This is a genomic window from Snodgrassella sp. B3800, from assembly GCF_026535865.1.
Taxonomy (GTDB): Bacteria; Pseudomonadota; Gammaproteobacteria; order Burkholderiales; family Neisseriaceae; genus Snodgrassella; species Snodgrassella alvi_E.
On the sequence record NZ_JAFNPH010000001.1, the window covers coordinates 884,518 to 900,053 of the forward strand.

Annotated in this window: 14 protein-coding genes, 2 tRNA genes, 1 other RNA gene and 1 pseudogene; 7 read left to right on the plus strand and 11 right to left on the minus strand. The window is 41.2% G+C overall.

Translation table 11 applies throughout. The features are described 5' to 3' along the window. Positions 1–186 precede the first annotated feature (186 nt). A complete protein-coding gene (gene recA, locus J3U64_RS03920) occupies positions 187–1,236 on the minus strand; it encodes a recombinase RecA (RefSeq protein ID WP_267392042.1) in 1,050 nt (349 codons plus the stop codon). 424 nt (positions 1,237–1,660) lie between these two features. On the opposite strand from recA, the gene J3U64_RS03925 reads away from it, so the two are divergent. From J3U64_RS03925 to J3U64_RS03935, 3 genes are all read left to right on the plus strand, one after another. Then, positions 1,661–3,070, plus strand: coding sequence for a DEAD/DEAH box helicase (locus tag J3U64_RS03925; protein ID WP_267408348.1), 1,410 nt, complete (start codon positions 1,661–1,663; stop codon positions 3,068–3,070). Between the two features lie 114 nt (positions 3,071–3,184). Further along, an RNA gene (gene ffs / locus J3U64_RS03930) (signal recognition particle sRNA small type) lies at positions 3,185–3,282 on the plus strand. A gap of 119 nt (positions 3,283–3,401) precedes the next feature. Then, entirely contained in the window at positions 3,402–4,118 is a 717-nt protein-coding gene (locus tag J3U64_RS03935) for an SIMPL domain-containing protein (protein WP_267408349.1), read from the plus strand. A 103-nt stretch (positions 4,119–4,221) separates the two neighbouring features. Here the strand turns inward: J3U64_RS03935 and J3U64_RS03940 are convergent. Beyond that, positions 4,222–4,296: transfer RNA gene (locus J3U64_RS03940), tRNA-Glu, on the minus strand. Positions 4,297–4,301: 5 nt separating this feature from the next. Beyond that, positions 4,302–4,378: transfer RNA gene (locus J3U64_RS03945), tRNA-Arg, on the minus strand. A gap of 219 nt (positions 4,379–4,597) precedes the next feature. Here J3U64_RS03945 and J3U64_RS03950 point away from each other — a divergent pair. Further along, positions 4,598–6,016, plus strand: a complete 1,419-nt coding sequence (locus J3U64_RS03950; RefSeq protein WP_267408350.1) for a 3'-5' exonuclease family protein — start codon at positions 4,598–4,600, stop codon at positions 6,014–6,016. Between the two features lie 72 nt (positions 6,017–6,088). On the opposite strand, the gene J3U64_RS03955 is transcribed toward J3U64_RS03950, so the two are convergent. The 6 genes from J3U64_RS03955 to cyaY form a co-directional block, all read right to left on the minus strand. After that, the gene (locus J3U64_RS03955) at positions 6,089–6,634 is read right to left on the minus strand and encodes a ZapG family protein (RefSeq protein WP_267392037.1); all 546 of its coding nucleotides are present in this window, start codon (positions 6,632–6,634) and stop codon (positions 6,089–6,091) included. A 144-nt stretch (positions 6,635–6,778) separates the two neighbouring features. Then, a complete protein-coding gene (locus tag J3U64_RS03960) occupies positions 6,779–7,300 on the minus strand; it encodes a phosphatidylglycerophosphatase A (RefSeq protein ID WP_371687806.1) in 522 nt (173 codons plus the stop codon). Continuing rightward, positions 7,284–8,249: a thiamine-phosphate kinase gene (gene thiL / locus J3U64_RS03965; protein ID WP_267408352.1), complete on the minus strand. Its 966-nt coding sequence runs from the start codon at positions 8,247–8,249 to the stop codon at positions 7,284–7,286. The genes J3U64_RS03960 and thiL overlap by 17 nt, the downstream gene beginning before the upstream one ends. Positions 8,250–8,849: 600 nt before the next feature. Then, complete coding sequence (locus J3U64_RS03970; RefSeq protein WP_267408353.1) at positions 8,850–9,983, minus strand: T6SS immunity protein Tli4 family protein; 1,134 nt, start codon at positions 9,981–9,983, stop codon at positions 8,850–8,852. A gap of 600 nt (positions 9,984–10,583) precedes the next feature. Further along, on the minus strand, positions 10,584–11,483 hold the full coding sequence (locus tag J3U64_RS03975; RefSeq protein WP_267392033.1) for a LysR family transcriptional regulator: 900 nt from the start codon (positions 11,481–11,483) through the stop codon (positions 10,584–10,586). Positions 11,484–11,501: 18 nt separating this feature from the next. Continuing rightward, a complete protein-coding gene (gene cyaY / locus J3U64_RS03980; protein WP_267392032.1) occupies positions 11,502–11,825 on the minus strand; it encodes an iron donor protein CyaY in 324 nt (107 codons plus the stop codon). 130 nt (positions 11,826–11,955) lie between these two features. On the opposite strand from cyaY, the gene lptM reads away from it, so the two are divergent. The 3 genes from lptM to J3U64_RS03995 all read left to right on the plus strand — a co-directional run bounded on the left by lptM (position 11,956) and on the right by J3U64_RS03995 (position 14,832). After that, positions 11,956–12,126: an LPS translocon maturation chaperone LptM gene (lptM, locus tag J3U64_RS03985; RefSeq protein ID WP_100140802.1), complete on the plus strand. Its 171-nt coding sequence runs from the start codon at positions 11,956–11,958 to the stop codon at positions 12,124–12,126. Next, positions 12,119–13,345 (plus strand): diaminopimelate decarboxylase, encoded by a 1,227-nt coding sequence (lysA, locus tag J3U64_RS03990; protein ID WP_267408354.1) that lies wholly within the window; start codon positions 12,119–12,121, stop codon positions 13,343–13,345. Before lptM ends, lysA begins: the two co-directional genes overlap by 8 nt. A gap of 275 nt (positions 13,346–13,620) precedes the next feature. Next, on the plus strand, positions 13,621–14,832 hold the full coding sequence (locus tag J3U64_RS03995) for a PLP-dependent aminotransferase family protein (RefSeq protein ID WP_267408355.1): 1,212 nt from the start codon (positions 13,621–13,623) through the stop codon (positions 14,830–14,832). A gap of 184 nt (positions 14,833–15,016) precedes the next feature. Here the strand turns inward: J3U64_RS03995 and rpsJ are convergent, their stop codons facing one another. Together rpsJ and tuf are read right to left on the minus strand one after the other, a co-directional pair. Next, on the minus strand, positions 15,017–15,328 hold the full coding sequence (gene rpsJ / locus J3U64_RS04000; protein WP_025329903.1) for a 30S ribosomal protein S10: 312 nt from the start codon (positions 15,326–15,328) through the stop codon (positions 15,017–15,019). A 17-nt stretch (positions 15,329–15,345) separates the two neighbouring features. Next, positions 15,346–15,536, minus strand: a pseudogene (gene tuf / locus J3U64_RS04005) (elongation factor Tu); the annotation flags it as partial.

Genomic DNA, 15,536 nt, shown 5'->3' on the forward strand with positions numbered 1-15,536 from the left:
TGCTTTTAAACTATTGTTTTTTACTGATTCATATCATAGCGTAATTCATAATGAAAAGCATTTTTTACGCAGGCTTTTTTGTTATGACATGCACGTAGGAGAGATGACTTAATATACTGTTATTTGGAGTGAAATCAGACTTGTCAATAAAAAAGCTGCCGTTTGATGGGCAGCTTTTTTGCTGGTTTACTCGTCAACTGGTGCTTCACCGTCAGTTTCGTCCAGTTGCCCTTCGGTATTCTGCGCAGTGATACCGACTTTGTTGCGAATTTTAAGATTGATTTCATTGGCAATTTCTGGGTTGTCTTTAAGCCACTGGCGTACATTATCTTTACCCTGACCAATTTTGCTGCCATTGTAGCTGTACCAAGCACCAGCTTTTTCAACGATACCCAGTTTAACACCAATATCTATCAGTTCTCCCTCCCAGCTTACGCCTTCGCCATATAAAATATCAAATTCGGCTTGCTTAAACGGTGGAGCAACTTTGTTTTTAATCACTTTCACGCGTGTTTCGTTACCAATGACGTCATCCCCTTTTTTAATCTGGCCGATTTTGCGGATGTCTAATCGTACGGATGAGTAAAATTTAAGTGCATTACCGCCAGTCGTGGTTTCAGGGTTTCCAAACATTACGCCGATTTTCATGCGAATCTGGTTGATAAAGATAACCAGTGTGTTGGTTTTTTTAATGTTACCAGTTAATTTGCGTAAGGCCTGACTCATCAGACGAGCCTGTAAACCAACATGGCTGTCACCCATTTCGCCTTCGATTTCAGCTTTAGGTACCAGTGCAGCGACGGAGTCAACGACAACCATATCTACACCACCACTGCGTACCAGCATGTCACAGATCTCCAGAGCCTGTTCACCGGTATCCGGTTGGGAAACCAATAATTCTTCAACTTTTACACCTAGTTTACGTGCATAGATGGGGTCAAAGGCATTTTCGGCATCGATAAAGGCGCAGGTACCTCCACCTTTCTGACATTGAGCAATGGCTTCTAGACAGAGTGTGGTTTTACCGGATGATTCTGGACCGTAGATTTCTACAATACGACCTCTGGGTAGGCCACCTACGCCCAAAGCCAAATCTAGTCCAAGTGAACCGGTAGAAATGACTTCAAGGTTTTCATCAGTATGGCTGCCATCCATTTTCATGATGGAACCTTTACCAAAACTTCTTTCTATTTGGGCTAGGGCCGCAGCCAGTGCTTTGCTTTTTTCATCTGACATGATGTTGTGCTCGCCTGTTTATAATTGATTAAATAAATCAATTATCGCATAAGGTTCTGGTCAGGTGTTTAGCAAAAGTTTAGTTATGCTATGTATTTGAATTTTACAGTTTTGTTATTGTCTGCTGTGAGTGGAAATGTCCGACTGCTGCCTGTTTTCCACTTATGAAGTTATTTCCTCAGAATAATTTTTTACGAATTTTTATTGATTGCAGACGGTTGTCAGTCAAGTTTATAAGAGGTTGATAAAGATGATACACTATTGTCTTACTTTAGTAACTTTGTTGTTGCTATGACTCTTCCATGACGGCCGGATAGCGGTTGTTAGGTTGTCTTTCACAATGCTGACATTTGTTCAGTAATTAGTTCTATCGAATTCGTTACAGTTGCTTGTCATTGCTGGCAGCAGCTGGGGGTTGTCTTATATGAATGCTTTTGCCAATTTGGGCTTATCTCAGGAAATTGTCTCTGCACTTTCTGATCAGGGCTATCAGGAACCTACGCCTATCCAATCTGCCGCTATTCCAAAGGCTTTGGCTGGTGCGGATTTACTTGCGGCAGCACAAACCGGTACTGGAAAAACCGCAGCATTTATGCTGCCGAGTCTGGAGCGACTAAAGTGTTATGGAAATACCAGTACTTCTCCGGCGATGCATCCGGTACGTATGTTGGTACTGACACCTACGCGTGAACTGGCAGATCAGATTGACCAGAATGTACAGGGGTATCTAAAAAATCTGTCTTTACGCCAGACGGTTTTGTTTGGTGGTATGAATATGGAAATCCAGAAACAGAATTTACGTCAGGGCTGTGAAATTGTCATTGCTACAGTAGGACGTCTGCTGGATCATGTTCAGCAAAAAAATATTCAACTGAACAAGGTGGAAATTGTGGTGTTGGACGAAGCAGACCGTATGCTGGATATGGGGTTTATTGATGATATCCGCAAAATTATGCAGATGCTGCCGCCGCAACGGCAAACACTACTGTTTTCTGCTACCTTTGCACCAGCAATTCAGCGGCTGGCACAGGATTTCATGCATTACCCTGAGAAAATTCAGGTAACAGCACAAAATACTACTTCGGCCAATGTGGAGCAACATATTATTGCATTGGATAGTGGGCGCAAACGTTCTCTTCTGCAACGGCTGATATGCGACCTGAACATGAATCAGGTAATTGTATTCTGCAACACCAAGCAAAGTGTTGATCAGGTTAATCGCGAATTAAACCGACGGGGTATTACTGCACAGGCAATTCATGGTGATAAATCGCAGCAAACACGTCTGGAAACACTGGCTCAATTTAAGGAAGGCAGTTTACGTGTTCTGGTGGCTACTGATGTGGCGGCTAGAGGACTCGATATTGCCGAACTGCCTTTTGTAATTAATTATGAACTGCCACTGAATGCTGAAGACTATGTACACCGAATAGGACGTACGGGACGTGCCGGTGCAGAAGGCGTGGCCATTTCATTAATGGATGAGCAGGAACAGAAAGTATTCGGTGCGATAAAGGAATTGACCGGAAATGACCTTTTAATAGAGCGGATTGAGGGTTTTGAGCCACGTTGGTGGGAACAGACCCCAACAGAAAATAAGGCTGTACAGACATCCTCCGTGAAAGTGGAAAGTAATAATCACACACCACACCAGCATCAACGCAATAGCAAATTTAATTCAGAAAACAATAATAGAGGATTGGACAATAAGGATGTCAGTGTGACTTGCCAGCAGATTCCTGGCCGAGCACGTCGCTTTAGTCGGCATAATCATCCGCAATGTGCCCTGTTGCAACCTAATTATGGCGCTCGAAAAACGAAAATCCGTATTTAGAGAGAATTTAATTCTTTGATATATTTATTGTTTTAACATCTACTCTATTTGCAAATGAGTAAATTGTGAAAAAATTTGGGAATTAATCCAACTATAGGTATAATGCGCTGCTGTGGCGGGTCTCCCCGCATGGTTATTTAGGACAACGGGTCAGGTGCGGAAGCAAGCAGCCCAGCTTAAAGCGACCAGTGCCGGGGGTCTGGCTCGCCACCCTCATCTCTAATAAATTCTATCTTTTATTTCCTTATTCTCCTTTTCATCAATTGATTATTGTATTTACTCTGCTGCTTTGTTAATCTGCATCAATCTGATTACAACAAGAGTTAACACAATGAATATTCGATACTCTTCCTATTTGTACGCAATAATACTGTCTGTTAGTGGTTTTAATTCCATGGCAGAAGGACTGAATTATGGTGTCGTTGAGTTAACCGCAGATGCGAAACAAGTTGTAGCTCGCGATGAAATGGTGTTGCTACTCAAAATTCAGCAGCAGGGTATAAACAGGCAACAAGTAAGCAGTAACGTTACTAATCAATTGAATCAGGTTTTGGCCATTGCTCGCCGGCATGAGGATTTCAATACCACTCAGCTAACCCGCAGGGTTGAGCCTAGATTTGATTATCAAAAAGATAAGAGAATAGACAATGGCTGGCAGGATTTTGCCCTGATACAAATTAAAAGTACTAATTTATCTGCTCTAAATCGTTTTGCTGCTGAAGTACAGAAAGTGGCAGCGATTGAAGGTATTGATTATCAGGTTGCAGATGCTACTCTGCAAAATAATGAAGCAAAATTGACCCAGCAGGCCATTGCCCTTTTTCAGCAGCGAGCCCGACAGATTACTCATAATTTAGGTGGACATGGATACAAAGTAGTGAATATGAGTATAGGCAGCAGCCAGAGTGGTCGAAATTATAACTCTTATGCTAGCCCTATGATGATGAGCCGAGCTAGTAACTCTGCTCCAATTCAGGACGTTGCAGCTGGAGAAACCCAATTAACTCTAAACATTAATGGAAAGATACAGGTGACCGGATTACCCTAATCTCGCTTCAATGCTCTTTTAACTATATCCATGTTATTGACTTTAGTTGAATACGAAAGATAAAAGAAAAGCCAGCTCGAATGAACTGGCTTTTCTTTTAAACTGGCACGCCCACGGGGAATCGAACCCCGGTTACCGCCGTGAAAGGGCGATGTCCTAACCGCTAGACGATGGGCGCGGATTTGGTGCACCCGGAGCGATTCGAACGCCCGACCCTCTGGTTCGTAGCCAGATACTCTATCCAACTGAGCTACGGGTGCGTGAAAGATGTGCAGTATAGGCAACATTGACTCCAGTGTCAACACTAGCGATGCTCAAAAAAATTAATAATAGGCAATATATTGTTTTGATGAAAAAGAATTCTTCGATTTGAAGGGGTTGAATACAGGATTAAATATGCATTTCATATATTTTATTAGCTGTACTTGCATTCATTTTAAGATAAAATACTTATTCTTTATGCGTTATTTGTTTGCGTCATGAATCATGCTGTCAATTATGACGCCGCTGCATTTGCCGAGCTGGCAGCGGTTTTGTTCACGCTGCCGTTGCCAGTTGCGATTGTTGATCTGGAAACCACCGGTGGTCACTTTGAAAATGACCGGATTACTGAAATAGCCATTTTGAGGTTTCATGAAGGTTGTATCAGCCGGCATCAATGGCTAATTAATCCACAGCAGCCTATTAGCGAATTCATTACTCAGTTAACCGGCATCAGCAATGAAATGGTGCAGGATAAGCCAGTTTTTACTGATATAGCCACAGAATTATTACCCTTATTAAGAGGGCACTTACTGGTCGCGCACAATAGCCGCTTTGATTATACTTTTTTGCGCCATGCCTTTGCCCACTGCCAGATTAACTTTGCTGCTCCTACCCTGGACACTGTGCCATTTTCACGCAAATTGTATCCGCAATATTTTAAGCATAATCTAGACAGCATTATTGAACGCTTTGCAATTAAGATTGATGCTGCAAAACGCCATCGGGCAATGGGTGATGCCATAGCTCTGGCTGAATTTTTACAATACAGCTTAAAAGAAAAAACCATATCAGTTTGGATGACCCACTGGCAAACATTGATTAAACCTGGTTTTCTGCCTTCATGGCTTCAATCAGAATTACGCCAGCAGTTGTATTCTTTACCAGATTGTGCAGGTCTGATTCTATGGCAGCCAAATCAGCAGGAAAACACCAAAATAAGGTTAGTGGAACGTGCATTTACTGATATGTGCACGCTACTCCAGCATAAAAATACTTTAAAAGATTGGTCGCTAGCTAGAAGCGTAGATTTTATTCCTTCAGTAAGTACATTGCATGCAGTTTGGCTGCAAGGCTATTATTTGTTGCATCATGGATATAGTTGTACGGATGAAAAAAGTGCACCAGCGAAATGGTATACAGTTACTTTTGTTCCAAACTTTCATGGTCAGCTGCAGGCTCGGATTGTTCACCTCAGAGAAGGGATCCTGTCTCAACCACCGTTTGGATTATTTGTTCATCCACGGGCAGCCAAGCGAGCACTGGCAGAATGGGCTCGCCAGTATGATTTGTGTCCGGCGGTGCTGGATATAACGCCACAAAGTCTTGCCCAAGATGAACCCTGCCCTAAACAGGCAGCAGGATTATGTGATGGTAATTGCCGACAGGATGCTGCTACCCAGAAACACAATAAGCTGGTTTTAAAGTATGCGCCGTTATTACCAGTTTGTGACTGGGGCAAATGGCACCAGTTGCAGCTGACTGAAATTGATGCTGTTACCGGTAACAACGTAATCATTGAAGCCCAGGCAGGTTGCATTCGACTGGATGAACAACACTGGTACTTTCATCCGCTGCTACCAAAACTTCTGAAGCAACGGCTGAAAAAACTTACAAATATTAAGTTTATCTGTTAAGGAAATAAAGCAGCAGGTTGTATTTATGAGCTGTCACAACCAGCTGCTTTCAGTAATATGATAATTTTGTATTCAAGATTTGCTTTGCTGTAAGTCTTCGTTTTTAGTTGTCGCTATATTGTCCCGAACGGAATTTTTGGGCTGAGTCAGCTGTTCATGCGTGTGAACAACATTGGGGCCGATGCGATCAGGCACTTGGTCCGGCATTCCATTAATCGGTATAACCGCTGCCTGTGTAATATCAGTATAGGGTAAGGATGATTCTGCATCAGCCGGAGAGTTTTTATTCACCCCTTTACTCATGAAATCCAATGTAATGCTCTTGTCAGCACGTTTGCGCAGCTGCTCCTGTAAGACTTTTTTTTCCATTAATTGCTTCGCATCTGCATTTAATAGCTGTAATACTTTCTGATAACTACAATTCATTTCATCTATAGCATTAGCCGTATCAATAAAATGTTTGTCTACCTGCTGACGATAGTTATCAAAACTGGTTTTCACGGCCTGATAGTGCTGGTGCTGTTTTCCACGGCGCAGAATTAACCACATCAAACCCAATCCAAGCAACAATCCGATTATTGCAGCTAAAGATACATATAACCAAAGCTGACCATTCATACTGTTTTCCTTTTCCAATCAATATCGCTTTTGTTATGTCTAGCGGCTGTGACTATAACAGCCATCGAAGCTATAAAGTAATTTAATTTACGGCTATATGGCTCAAATTTAGTCGTTCTAAACATTTTCAACATTTGTATTTGGTTAAATCATTAGATAGACGCTCAGTAACAACACCACTAAGCTGAACAGAGCCGCAATCAAATCGTCAAGCATAATCCCAAAACCACCATGGACACGCTTATCAAACCAGCGAATCGGCCAAGGTTTAACTGCATCAAAAAAGCGAAAAACCGCAAATGCAGCCAACCACCATATCCAGCCAGCTGGTATGCAGAATAAAATCAGCACCATGGCAGCTATTTCATCCCAGACTATGCCACCATAGTCTTGTCGGTGTAATGCTTTTTCAGTGTAATCACAAATAAAAATACCCACCAGAAAAAGAAAGACAGCAAACACAATGTTGTACCAGAACGAAAAACCGAGCATGAGCCACAATGCAGCCAAGGGCAATGCTGGTAGCGTCCCAAATGTACCAGGTGCTTTAGGTGCCAGACCGCTACCAAAGCCAAAGCCCAGCCAACACACTGGATGCTTACATAACCAGTGCCATGTCGGGGTAACCAAAGGTGTAGTCGTTTCTGAATTAGCCAAAATGATCAAATCCCTGATGCTGTAGCTGAATCACATTGCCAGCATGATTAATTAATTGCAGCTCACGCCCTGCGGTAATGGTACCTATTTTTGTTACTGATGTATTAACTTTGTTGGCTGCAGCCATAATTGCCTCACGTTGACTGGGCGCAGCGGTAAATACCAGCTCATAATCGTCACCACCAGCCAAAAGCCAATGGTATAGCTGAGCCGGAAGAAATGCATCAGATATTCGTAGATCTGGTAATGAAGGAATCAAATCAACATTTATTGTTGCACCAACATTGCTGGCTTTGAGAATATGATTGATATCCTGTGCGAGACCATCAGATATATCCTGTGCCGCATGTGCCAGTGATAAAAGCTCTTTTCCTAATGCAACACGAGGTTCCGGACGCAGTCGTTTAGCTTCACACTGAGCAAATACTGCAGCTGGTAAAGAAGTCTTATGCAAGTACACATCCAGAGCAGCCGCAGCCAAACCCAGCAATCCGGTCACCCAGATATCATCACCCAGTTGTGCTGCATCTCGGCGTAATGCCTGTTGGCGTGGTGTTTCACCAATAATGGTAACATTAAATACCCAATTACCCTTAGTGGTATCTCCTCCTATTAAGGTAACACCAAATTGACGTGCCAGTGCAAACAATGCATCACAAAAAGCGGTTAACCAGTCTTGCTTCAGCTCCGGTAATGCCACGCTTAATAGAGCCCAGCGAGGAGTAGCACCCATAGCAGCCATATCTGAAAAATTGACAGCTAATACCTTATGCGCCAGATCTTCTGGGGCAACATCTGTAAAAAAATGGGTTCCTCCCACAAGCATATCTGTACTGAAATGCAAATCATAGCCACTGCGTGGCCGCACAATGGCCGCATCATCACCAATACCCAACACCAGTTCGTTATCCTGCTGCTGCCGGTAGAGATATTGTTGAATGAAATCAAATTCTGTCACCAAATATCCAATTTTATCTAAAATCTAGGATAATTCTAAAGATTCTTAGCTTATCGTGCCACAAAAGCTTGTATTTAAATATACTGATAATTGTATGAATAACCAAATATGCAATCTTTATTTTTTTATTCCAAAGCTTGATTAATTCCCATATTATTTAAAAAAATGACAATATAGTACTTACAAAGCAAGGAATAATCGCCATCTTCAAATAATAATAACTGAACAATATATAAGCAATTATTCTACAGAAACAAAAATAATTGCTATATTGCCAACATCAAAACCACTAAACCAATGTCATCACGATATTTATTAATCGCGTCGAAAAAGGCTAATCGATGCGATTGTGGTATTGTGAAGCCTACATTAACCGGATGACAAAACATTCGCATTTGAATTATTTATCTCCTGTTCAATTTGAAAATAAACTGAAATAATGATTTAACTAAACTGTTTGTTAAAATGATGGCTCATCAAAGGAGAGCGTCACATTTTAGAGGACACTACCACCGCCGTTTGTGATCGAGTATTGAACTATTGTTCAAGCAAATTAGAAAATACCTCAATAAATTAAGGCAATATCACTATTATTTGTCTTTACTCCAATCCAAAAGCACCCGTGCGCACCCGAATACTGTTGGTAATTTCTCGCCAAATCACCATCAATTGCTCTTGCGTATACCCCTGAGTTTCATCTTCGGGAATTTTATAATACATTTTGATTTGCAACTGTGGCGTTTTATAGGTTGGATCGAGCATATTTATACCTAATGTAAACTTATACCACCAGTCATCTGACTCATAACCTGATTCATCCGAAAAAAACTGCCCTTTGGTTAACCACTCTTCTAACAGCAAACCTTGACTTTCGCGCGTGCCCTTATAAATAGTGTGCCCCCGATCATCGGTTACGTAACTTTCGGCTTGATCAAGTAGCTTATAAAAACCTTTATAATTGTTATACGAAATACTAAAATAAAAATTATTGTCCTCATTATACCGATAAGTAACCCCGGTATCTTTCCATTCGCTATCCTCACCTTGCATAAATCCATGTAACAAACAAAAGCCTGGTGTGGTTGGAATACTTAAATCGTCACGTGGCTGAATTCGCTTAAACAGTTGGCGCAGTTCTTGTAATTTTTTTGGGACATCATTTGTATAGAGTTCTGGATATTTCATCCGATTTTCATCATGTTTTTTATCAGAACCGTTTTGCGCTTTCATCTCTATTTTTAACGTCACTTCGTCTTGCCAGCGGTAACCCTCAAGAATTCTGGCGGAATCATCGGTACCTGGACTCTCCATCCGTTCAAAAATAATCCCTTGCATTTTATCCGGATGATTAGTCTGTACCGGATACACCGCTTTTAAATAGGGGCTATCGGTCGGGTCAATCGTTTTAGTATCTTTTAACGCCTGCTCACGCTGGGCGATCATCTGTTTAAACGGCGGTAAATACTGCTTTTGGGTGGTAATCACAAAATCACCCGTGCCTTTATAATAAAACAGGCTTTCATTATTGACTTTAAATGCCGCAGGAAAATCAATTAAATAAGTGCCAACACAGCGTGTCGGGGAATTGTTTAGTAAAGCATCAACCTGCTGCTGTTCGTTTGCTGATAAAGTCAATTTTTTGATATTTTTGTTAAATGACTGACAACTGATTAATGTTAACAACAGAGCAATCGTGACGGCTCCCTTTTTTTTTAAGGGGGTTAATGTGTTCATGCTAGAGGCACCTTTTTCATTATGAAGAATATTCTGGTTTATTAACTTCTTTATATAGTTAATTCAAAATATTTTCTTGCATATAAATAGCATTATTTGCTCGAATCTAAATCTTCCACCAGTCCCATATAAAGCGCCCTTCAAAATAATATAAATTATCTCTATGCACATTTAGCTGTTAGCCTGTTTGTGAATTAAGTCTTTTCAATTAATGTACGATAACTGATACACTTTAATACCGCCTAAACAGCAACCAATACAATGGCTGCAACAATAACTTTATCTATCCGTTTAGGTAAAAAATAGAGTTATTTCTTACCAAGAAAAAAGTTTTTATCTGGCTTTAGCTATTGCGCACATCCGCTAAATTAATCTCCTTTAGCTTTTACTTATACTCTTTTATATTTGCAATTTGCTATGAAAAAGAATTGTTGTGCTAGCTTTACTTTAATTAGGAGTTTTGCGCGGAAAATCTATTTGACCGATTATTGGCAGCGGGGAACAGTCACTCATTCTATAGTACAAATGCTTATTGGTTATTAAAATAAATGGCACAAACAAAATGGATTAGAAAATTTTATTAGCGAAAACAATTCTAAGTCATGGCAAAAGCCCGCTCAGCTCTCCTAGAAACCAGTTTACCCTAGGATCAGGGGTCGGGCGTGTTACAGCAAAATAATTTACTATATTAGCAGCCTGCTGGGTCAACAGTGGTATTAATACACCGCTACGTACATAAGACTCCGCTACTTCTTCAGATAACAAGCCAAGATGGCTACCTGCCAGAATAAACATCAGTGTAGCTTGCTGTTTATGAGCCACAGCAGTTGTATTACCTGTCATCAAACTATTACCTTCTTGCTGCCGAGCATAAATACGTTTTACCCATTGATAGTCTTCAGCTAATAAATTTAATGTTAAATCACTCACTTTAGCTGCTGGATGAGATATATGGCAATAAATATACTCACGTTCTTCAAATACCAGTTGATAATGGAGATTCTTTAAAAGGCTGTAATAATAACCAACACCAAAATCCATCTGATTATTGGCGATGGCAATCTCAATATCCTGCGGTGCACAAATATCTATTGACAGCCGTAGCTCCGGATAATGCTGATATGCACTGGCAATGACCTTATTAAGGATATTCTGAAAATCTACCGGCAGATATTCCACTAGTCCAATACGCAAAGTACCAGACAACACTGAGCGGTGCCACTTAATGTTCTGTACCTCACGGTGAAATTCACTGGTTGCCTGAAGCAGTAATGTACAAGCTTCATATAATTGATGGCCAGCTTTGGTTAAGGCGAAACCGGAACGCCCACGCCGGCATAGCACCACGCCTAGACTCTCTTCCAGATGCGCCAGATGAGTACTGATGGCTGACTGCGACATATTAAGCCGCTTCTGAGCAGCAGTAACACCCTGACACTCCACAATGGCTACAAATGCCTGTAAAGCCTTTAAATCATGTTTTATCAAGGTGTGTAACATAGTCGCCCATTGTATAAATTAGTTTAATACCGGTATCAGCACCGTATCATTACAGGCAGCTGATAATACCTGGCTTAATACTGCAAAAAATTCACTGCCATCACGACCAGAAATCCATTGCCCTTCGTGGTAAGCAAAATGATAACCACCGCTTTTTGCAGCAATCCATAATTCTTGAGTAGCCACATGACGATTAACAATAATCTGCTCACCGTTGTCGGACTCAATAGTGAGTACATTACCACCTGCCTCACAATCCAACTCCCACCCACCAGTATCTATACATTCATCAATATAACCAAACAGCTCATCGCTATACTGTAAAAATTCACTTTCGGTCATTTCGCTTACCGTAACTCTACATTTTATTACATTCAAGCTGTTATCTTGCCATATAATATGGCTAAATCCTAGTTTTATCCGTGATGGCAATTTGCCGTACCGGCCATTCAAATCAAAGTGAGCCAGATTAATGCTTCGTTTTTTATTTTTAAGTGTGCTTGCAACCTGTTTTTTGTCTGCTTGTGGCTATAAAGGTGACTTATATCTGCCTAAAGAAGGTGATAAAGCCAAATACGGCGTAATACAAACCGGCTTGACCATCGACCCAATTGACCAGAAAACACTACCTAAACATGACTGATTCTTTCCATTGTGAGCAAATACCCTATTCCGTTTTAGCTGCTGAATACGGTACACCACTGTATGTATACAGCCAGCAAGCCATGACTGCGGCCCTTAATCAATACCAGCAGGCTTTTGCCGCTTTACAGCCCTTAATATGCTATGCAGTTAAGGCTAATAGTAATTTATCTATTTTGCGCTATTTTGCTCGACTAGGTTGTGGCTTTGATATCGTTTCCGGAGGTGAGTTACAGCGCGTTTTAACTGCAGGTGGCGATACCAAAAAAATTATTTTTTCCGGCGTGGGTAAAAGCTGTGCCGAAATAGAATGGGCGCTGAAGCAAAATATTCGCTGCTTTAATGTTGAATCATTGCCGGAACTAGAACGCATCAATACCATTGCAGCCAGACTGGACAAAATTGCCCCGATATCTTTGCGCATCAACCCTGATGTTAACGCGCATACTCATCCGTACATATCTACCGGATTAAAAGCTAATAAATTTGGTATTGCCTATCAAGATGCCATAGCAGCTTACCAACTGGCAGCCACTTTACCGCATCTGCTGATAACTGGAATCGACTGCCACATCGGGTCACAGTTAACGGATTTATCGCCATTAGTTGAAGCACTGGAACGCATGCTGCTGCTGGTTGATAAACTGGCCACATTAAATATTCACCTAGAACATATTGATTTAGGTGGTGGAGTTGGTATTGTTTATCAAAATGAAAATGTGCCGGATTTAGTTACTTATGCTGCTGCCGTGGAACGGTTGCTGGCTGGTCGTCATTTGCAGCTAATGCTGGAGCCGGGTCGCAGTCTGATTGGTAATGCCGGCACTTTACTGACTACTGTTGAATACATTAAACATGGCGAAGAAAAGAATTTCGTTGTCGTCGACGCCGCTATGAATGATTTGATGCGCCCATCGCTGTATCAGGCCTATCACGCCATTGTTAATGCCAACCAGACTTCAGCAGATGAATTAACCGCTGATGTGGTCGGTCCGATCTGTGAATCCGGTGATTTTCTGGCCAAAGACCGCACCATTGCTGCTAAAGCTGGTGATTTACTGTTGATTAAAAGTACAGGTGCCTATGCATCGAGTATGGCCAGTAACTACAATACCCGCTGTCGAGCGGCAGAAGTACTGGTAAATGGAGCAGAATATAAATTAATTCGTCAACGTGAAAACCTCACTGATTTGCTGAGTCCTGAAAAGGCCTGTTTGTAAACAACCAGTAACTGTTAAATATCATCGCATAAATCTATTAACAGCGTATTAGCTCAATCCTTAGGCGAATACGCTATATTTTCTCCCGATAGATAAATTTTTTTATTCATTCCTGATATTTGCTGTTATTGTATCTGGTTATATCAGCCAGTTAGCGATAATTGTCTGAATTAATCAATTTTTATTCTTTAACCCTAACCCTTCGTTACAAATAAATATTCTTATACCTATATTCTATCGTATTAAATGGATTATCTTTCAGGAAAGATACGTATATGCACCAGAAATTTTCGCATCGTGCTCAGGTATTAAAAAGTTCTGCTATTCGTGAAATTCTTAAGGTAACTGAGCAACCCGATATCATCTCTTTCGCCGGAGGTCTACCTGCCCCCGATGCATTCCCGCTGACAGAAATCAAAACTGCCACAGACACTGTACTACAAAGCAAAGATATTTACGGAGCATTGCAATATGGCCCCACTGAAGGTTATGCACCTTTACGCCAATGGATAGCTGATTATTTGTCTGCGCGCGATCAAACCGCAGTAAAACCAGCACAGGTTCTGATAGTAACCGGTTCACAGCAGGCTCTGGATTTAATAGGCAAAATGCTGATTGATTCTGATGATAAAGTTTTGGTAGAAACCCCTACTTATCTGGGTGCATTACAGGCTTTCAATCAATACGCACCAGAATATATTGCGATAGAAAGTGATAGCGATGGGCTGAAACCCGAAACTATTAGCGATGATGTGGCAGCTGAAGCAAAATTTTTGTATACAATCCCTAACTTTCAAAATCCTACAGGTCGTCGTTTAACGGAATCGCGGCGACAAACACTGGTAGCAAAAGCCAAACATAATCATTTGATATTGGTTGAAGACGATCCCTATGGTGATTTGGATTATCAGGGTCATCGTCTACCTTGTCTGTATAGTCTCGCATCGGAAAACACCATTTATTTGGGCTCATTTTCAAAAATATTAACGCCGGGGCTACGCTTGGGCTTTATTGTCGCCAGTGAGCAATTTATCGGCAAACTGGTACAACTCAAACAGGCGGCAGATTTACATACTCCCAGTCTGACTCAATATATAGCCTATCAAGTACTGAGCAAGAATAATTTTCTTACACACCATATTCCCAAAATTCGCGAAATCTATGCCAAGCGCTGTCAGTACATGCTGGATTCACTAAAACGTTATATGCCCAGACAAGTTCATTGGAATCAGCCTGAAGGTGGCATGTTTATTTGGGTAGAGTTACCGGAAAATATCAATGCTACTGAATTACTCAGCGACGCAATCAGCCAGAAAGTGGCTTTTGTTCCTGGCGAAACTTTTTATGCTCATGCCGAAAAAACCAATTGCTTTCGACTTGCCTTTGTGACAGTCCCGGAAGAAAAAATCGAACGTGGTATAAAAATTTTGGCTGAGATGATTAATCATCGAATTCATCATCTGCAAGAAAAAACAGTGATGATGTAAATTTGATATCATTCATTGACTGACCAATATCGGCAGGTATTGGTGTTGAGGTATATCAGATGGAAATTTTTGCAGTTAACCAGTACAAACGATAGTAACGAGAGATTTTTCTACAGTTGTTATATGCTGTGGTTAATTAAAAACGGACTGAATAAAATCCAGTCCGTTTTTGTCGTTCAGCTCATTATTGAACTTTAATTTCTACATCAACGCCAGCTGGCAAGTCCAGTTTCATCAATGCATCAGTGGTTTTATCAGTCCAGTCGATAATGTCCATCAGACGCAGATGAGTGCGGATTTCCAACTGTTCACGTGAAGTTTTGTTCACGTGTGGTGAACGCAGCAGATTGAAACGTTCAATTTTAGTAGGCAGAGGAATCGGGCCTTTTACCACAGCGCCAGTACGTTTAGCAGTATCCACGATTTCCTGAGCAGAACGGTCAATCAGGGCGTAGTCATAAGCTTTCAGACGAATACGGATTTTCTGGTTTTTCATATCTATATTCTTCCTGATTAAGCGATAACTTTAGCAACCACACCGGCACCAACTGTTCGGCCACCTTCACGAATCGCAAAGCGCAAGCCTTCTTCCATTGCGATTGGGTGAATCAACTCTACGTCGATGGTCACATTTTCACCCGGCATTACCATTTCTACACCTTCAGCCAGACTTACTGCGCCTGTTACGTCAGTGGTACGGAAAT

Coding starts and splice junctions, on each gene's coding strand:
- recA (WP_267392042.1), bottom strand. CDS start 1,236: ATGTCAGATGAAAAAAGCAAAGCACTGGCTGCGGCCCTAGCCCAAATA.
- J3U64_RS03925 (WP_267408348.1), top strand. CDS start 1,661: ATGAATGCTTTTGCCAATTTGGGCTTATCTCAGGAAATTGTCTCTGCA.
- J3U64_RS03935 (WP_267408349.1), top strand. CDS start 3,402: ATGAATATTCGATACTCTTCCTATTTGTACGCAATAATACTGTCTGTT.
- J3U64_RS03950 (WP_267408350.1), top strand. CDS start 4,598: ATGAATCATGCTGTCAATTATGACGCCGCTGCATTTGCCGAGCTGGCA.
- J3U64_RS03955 (WP_267392037.1), bottom strand. CDS start 6,634: ATGAATGGTCAGCTTTGGTTATATGTATCTTTAGCTGCAATAATCGGA.
- J3U64_RS03970 (WP_267408353.1), bottom strand. CDS start 9,983: ATGAACACATTAACCCCCTTAAAAAAAAAGGGAGCCGTCACGATTGCT.
- J3U64_RS03975 (WP_267392033.1), bottom strand. CDS start 11,483: ATGTTACACACCTTGATAAAACATGATTTAAAGGCTTTACAGGCATTT.
- cyaY (WP_267392032.1), bottom strand. CDS start 11,825: ATGACCGAAAGTGAATTTTTACAGTATAGCGATGAGCTGTTTGGTTAT.
- lptM (WP_100140802.1), top strand. CDS start 11,956: ATGCTTCGTTTTTTATTTTTAAGTGTGCTTGCAACCTGTTTTTTGTCT.
- lysA (WP_267408354.1), top strand. CDS start 12,119: ATGACTGATTCTTTCCATTGTGAGCAAATACCCTATTCCGTTTTAGCT.
- J3U64_RS03995 (WP_267408355.1), top strand. CDS start 13,621: ATGCACCAGAAATTTTCGCATCGTGCTCAGGTATTAAAAAGTTCTGCT.
- rpsJ (WP_025329903.1), bottom strand. CDS start 15,328: ATGAAAAACCAGAAAATCCGTATTCGTCTGAAAGCTTATGACTACGCC.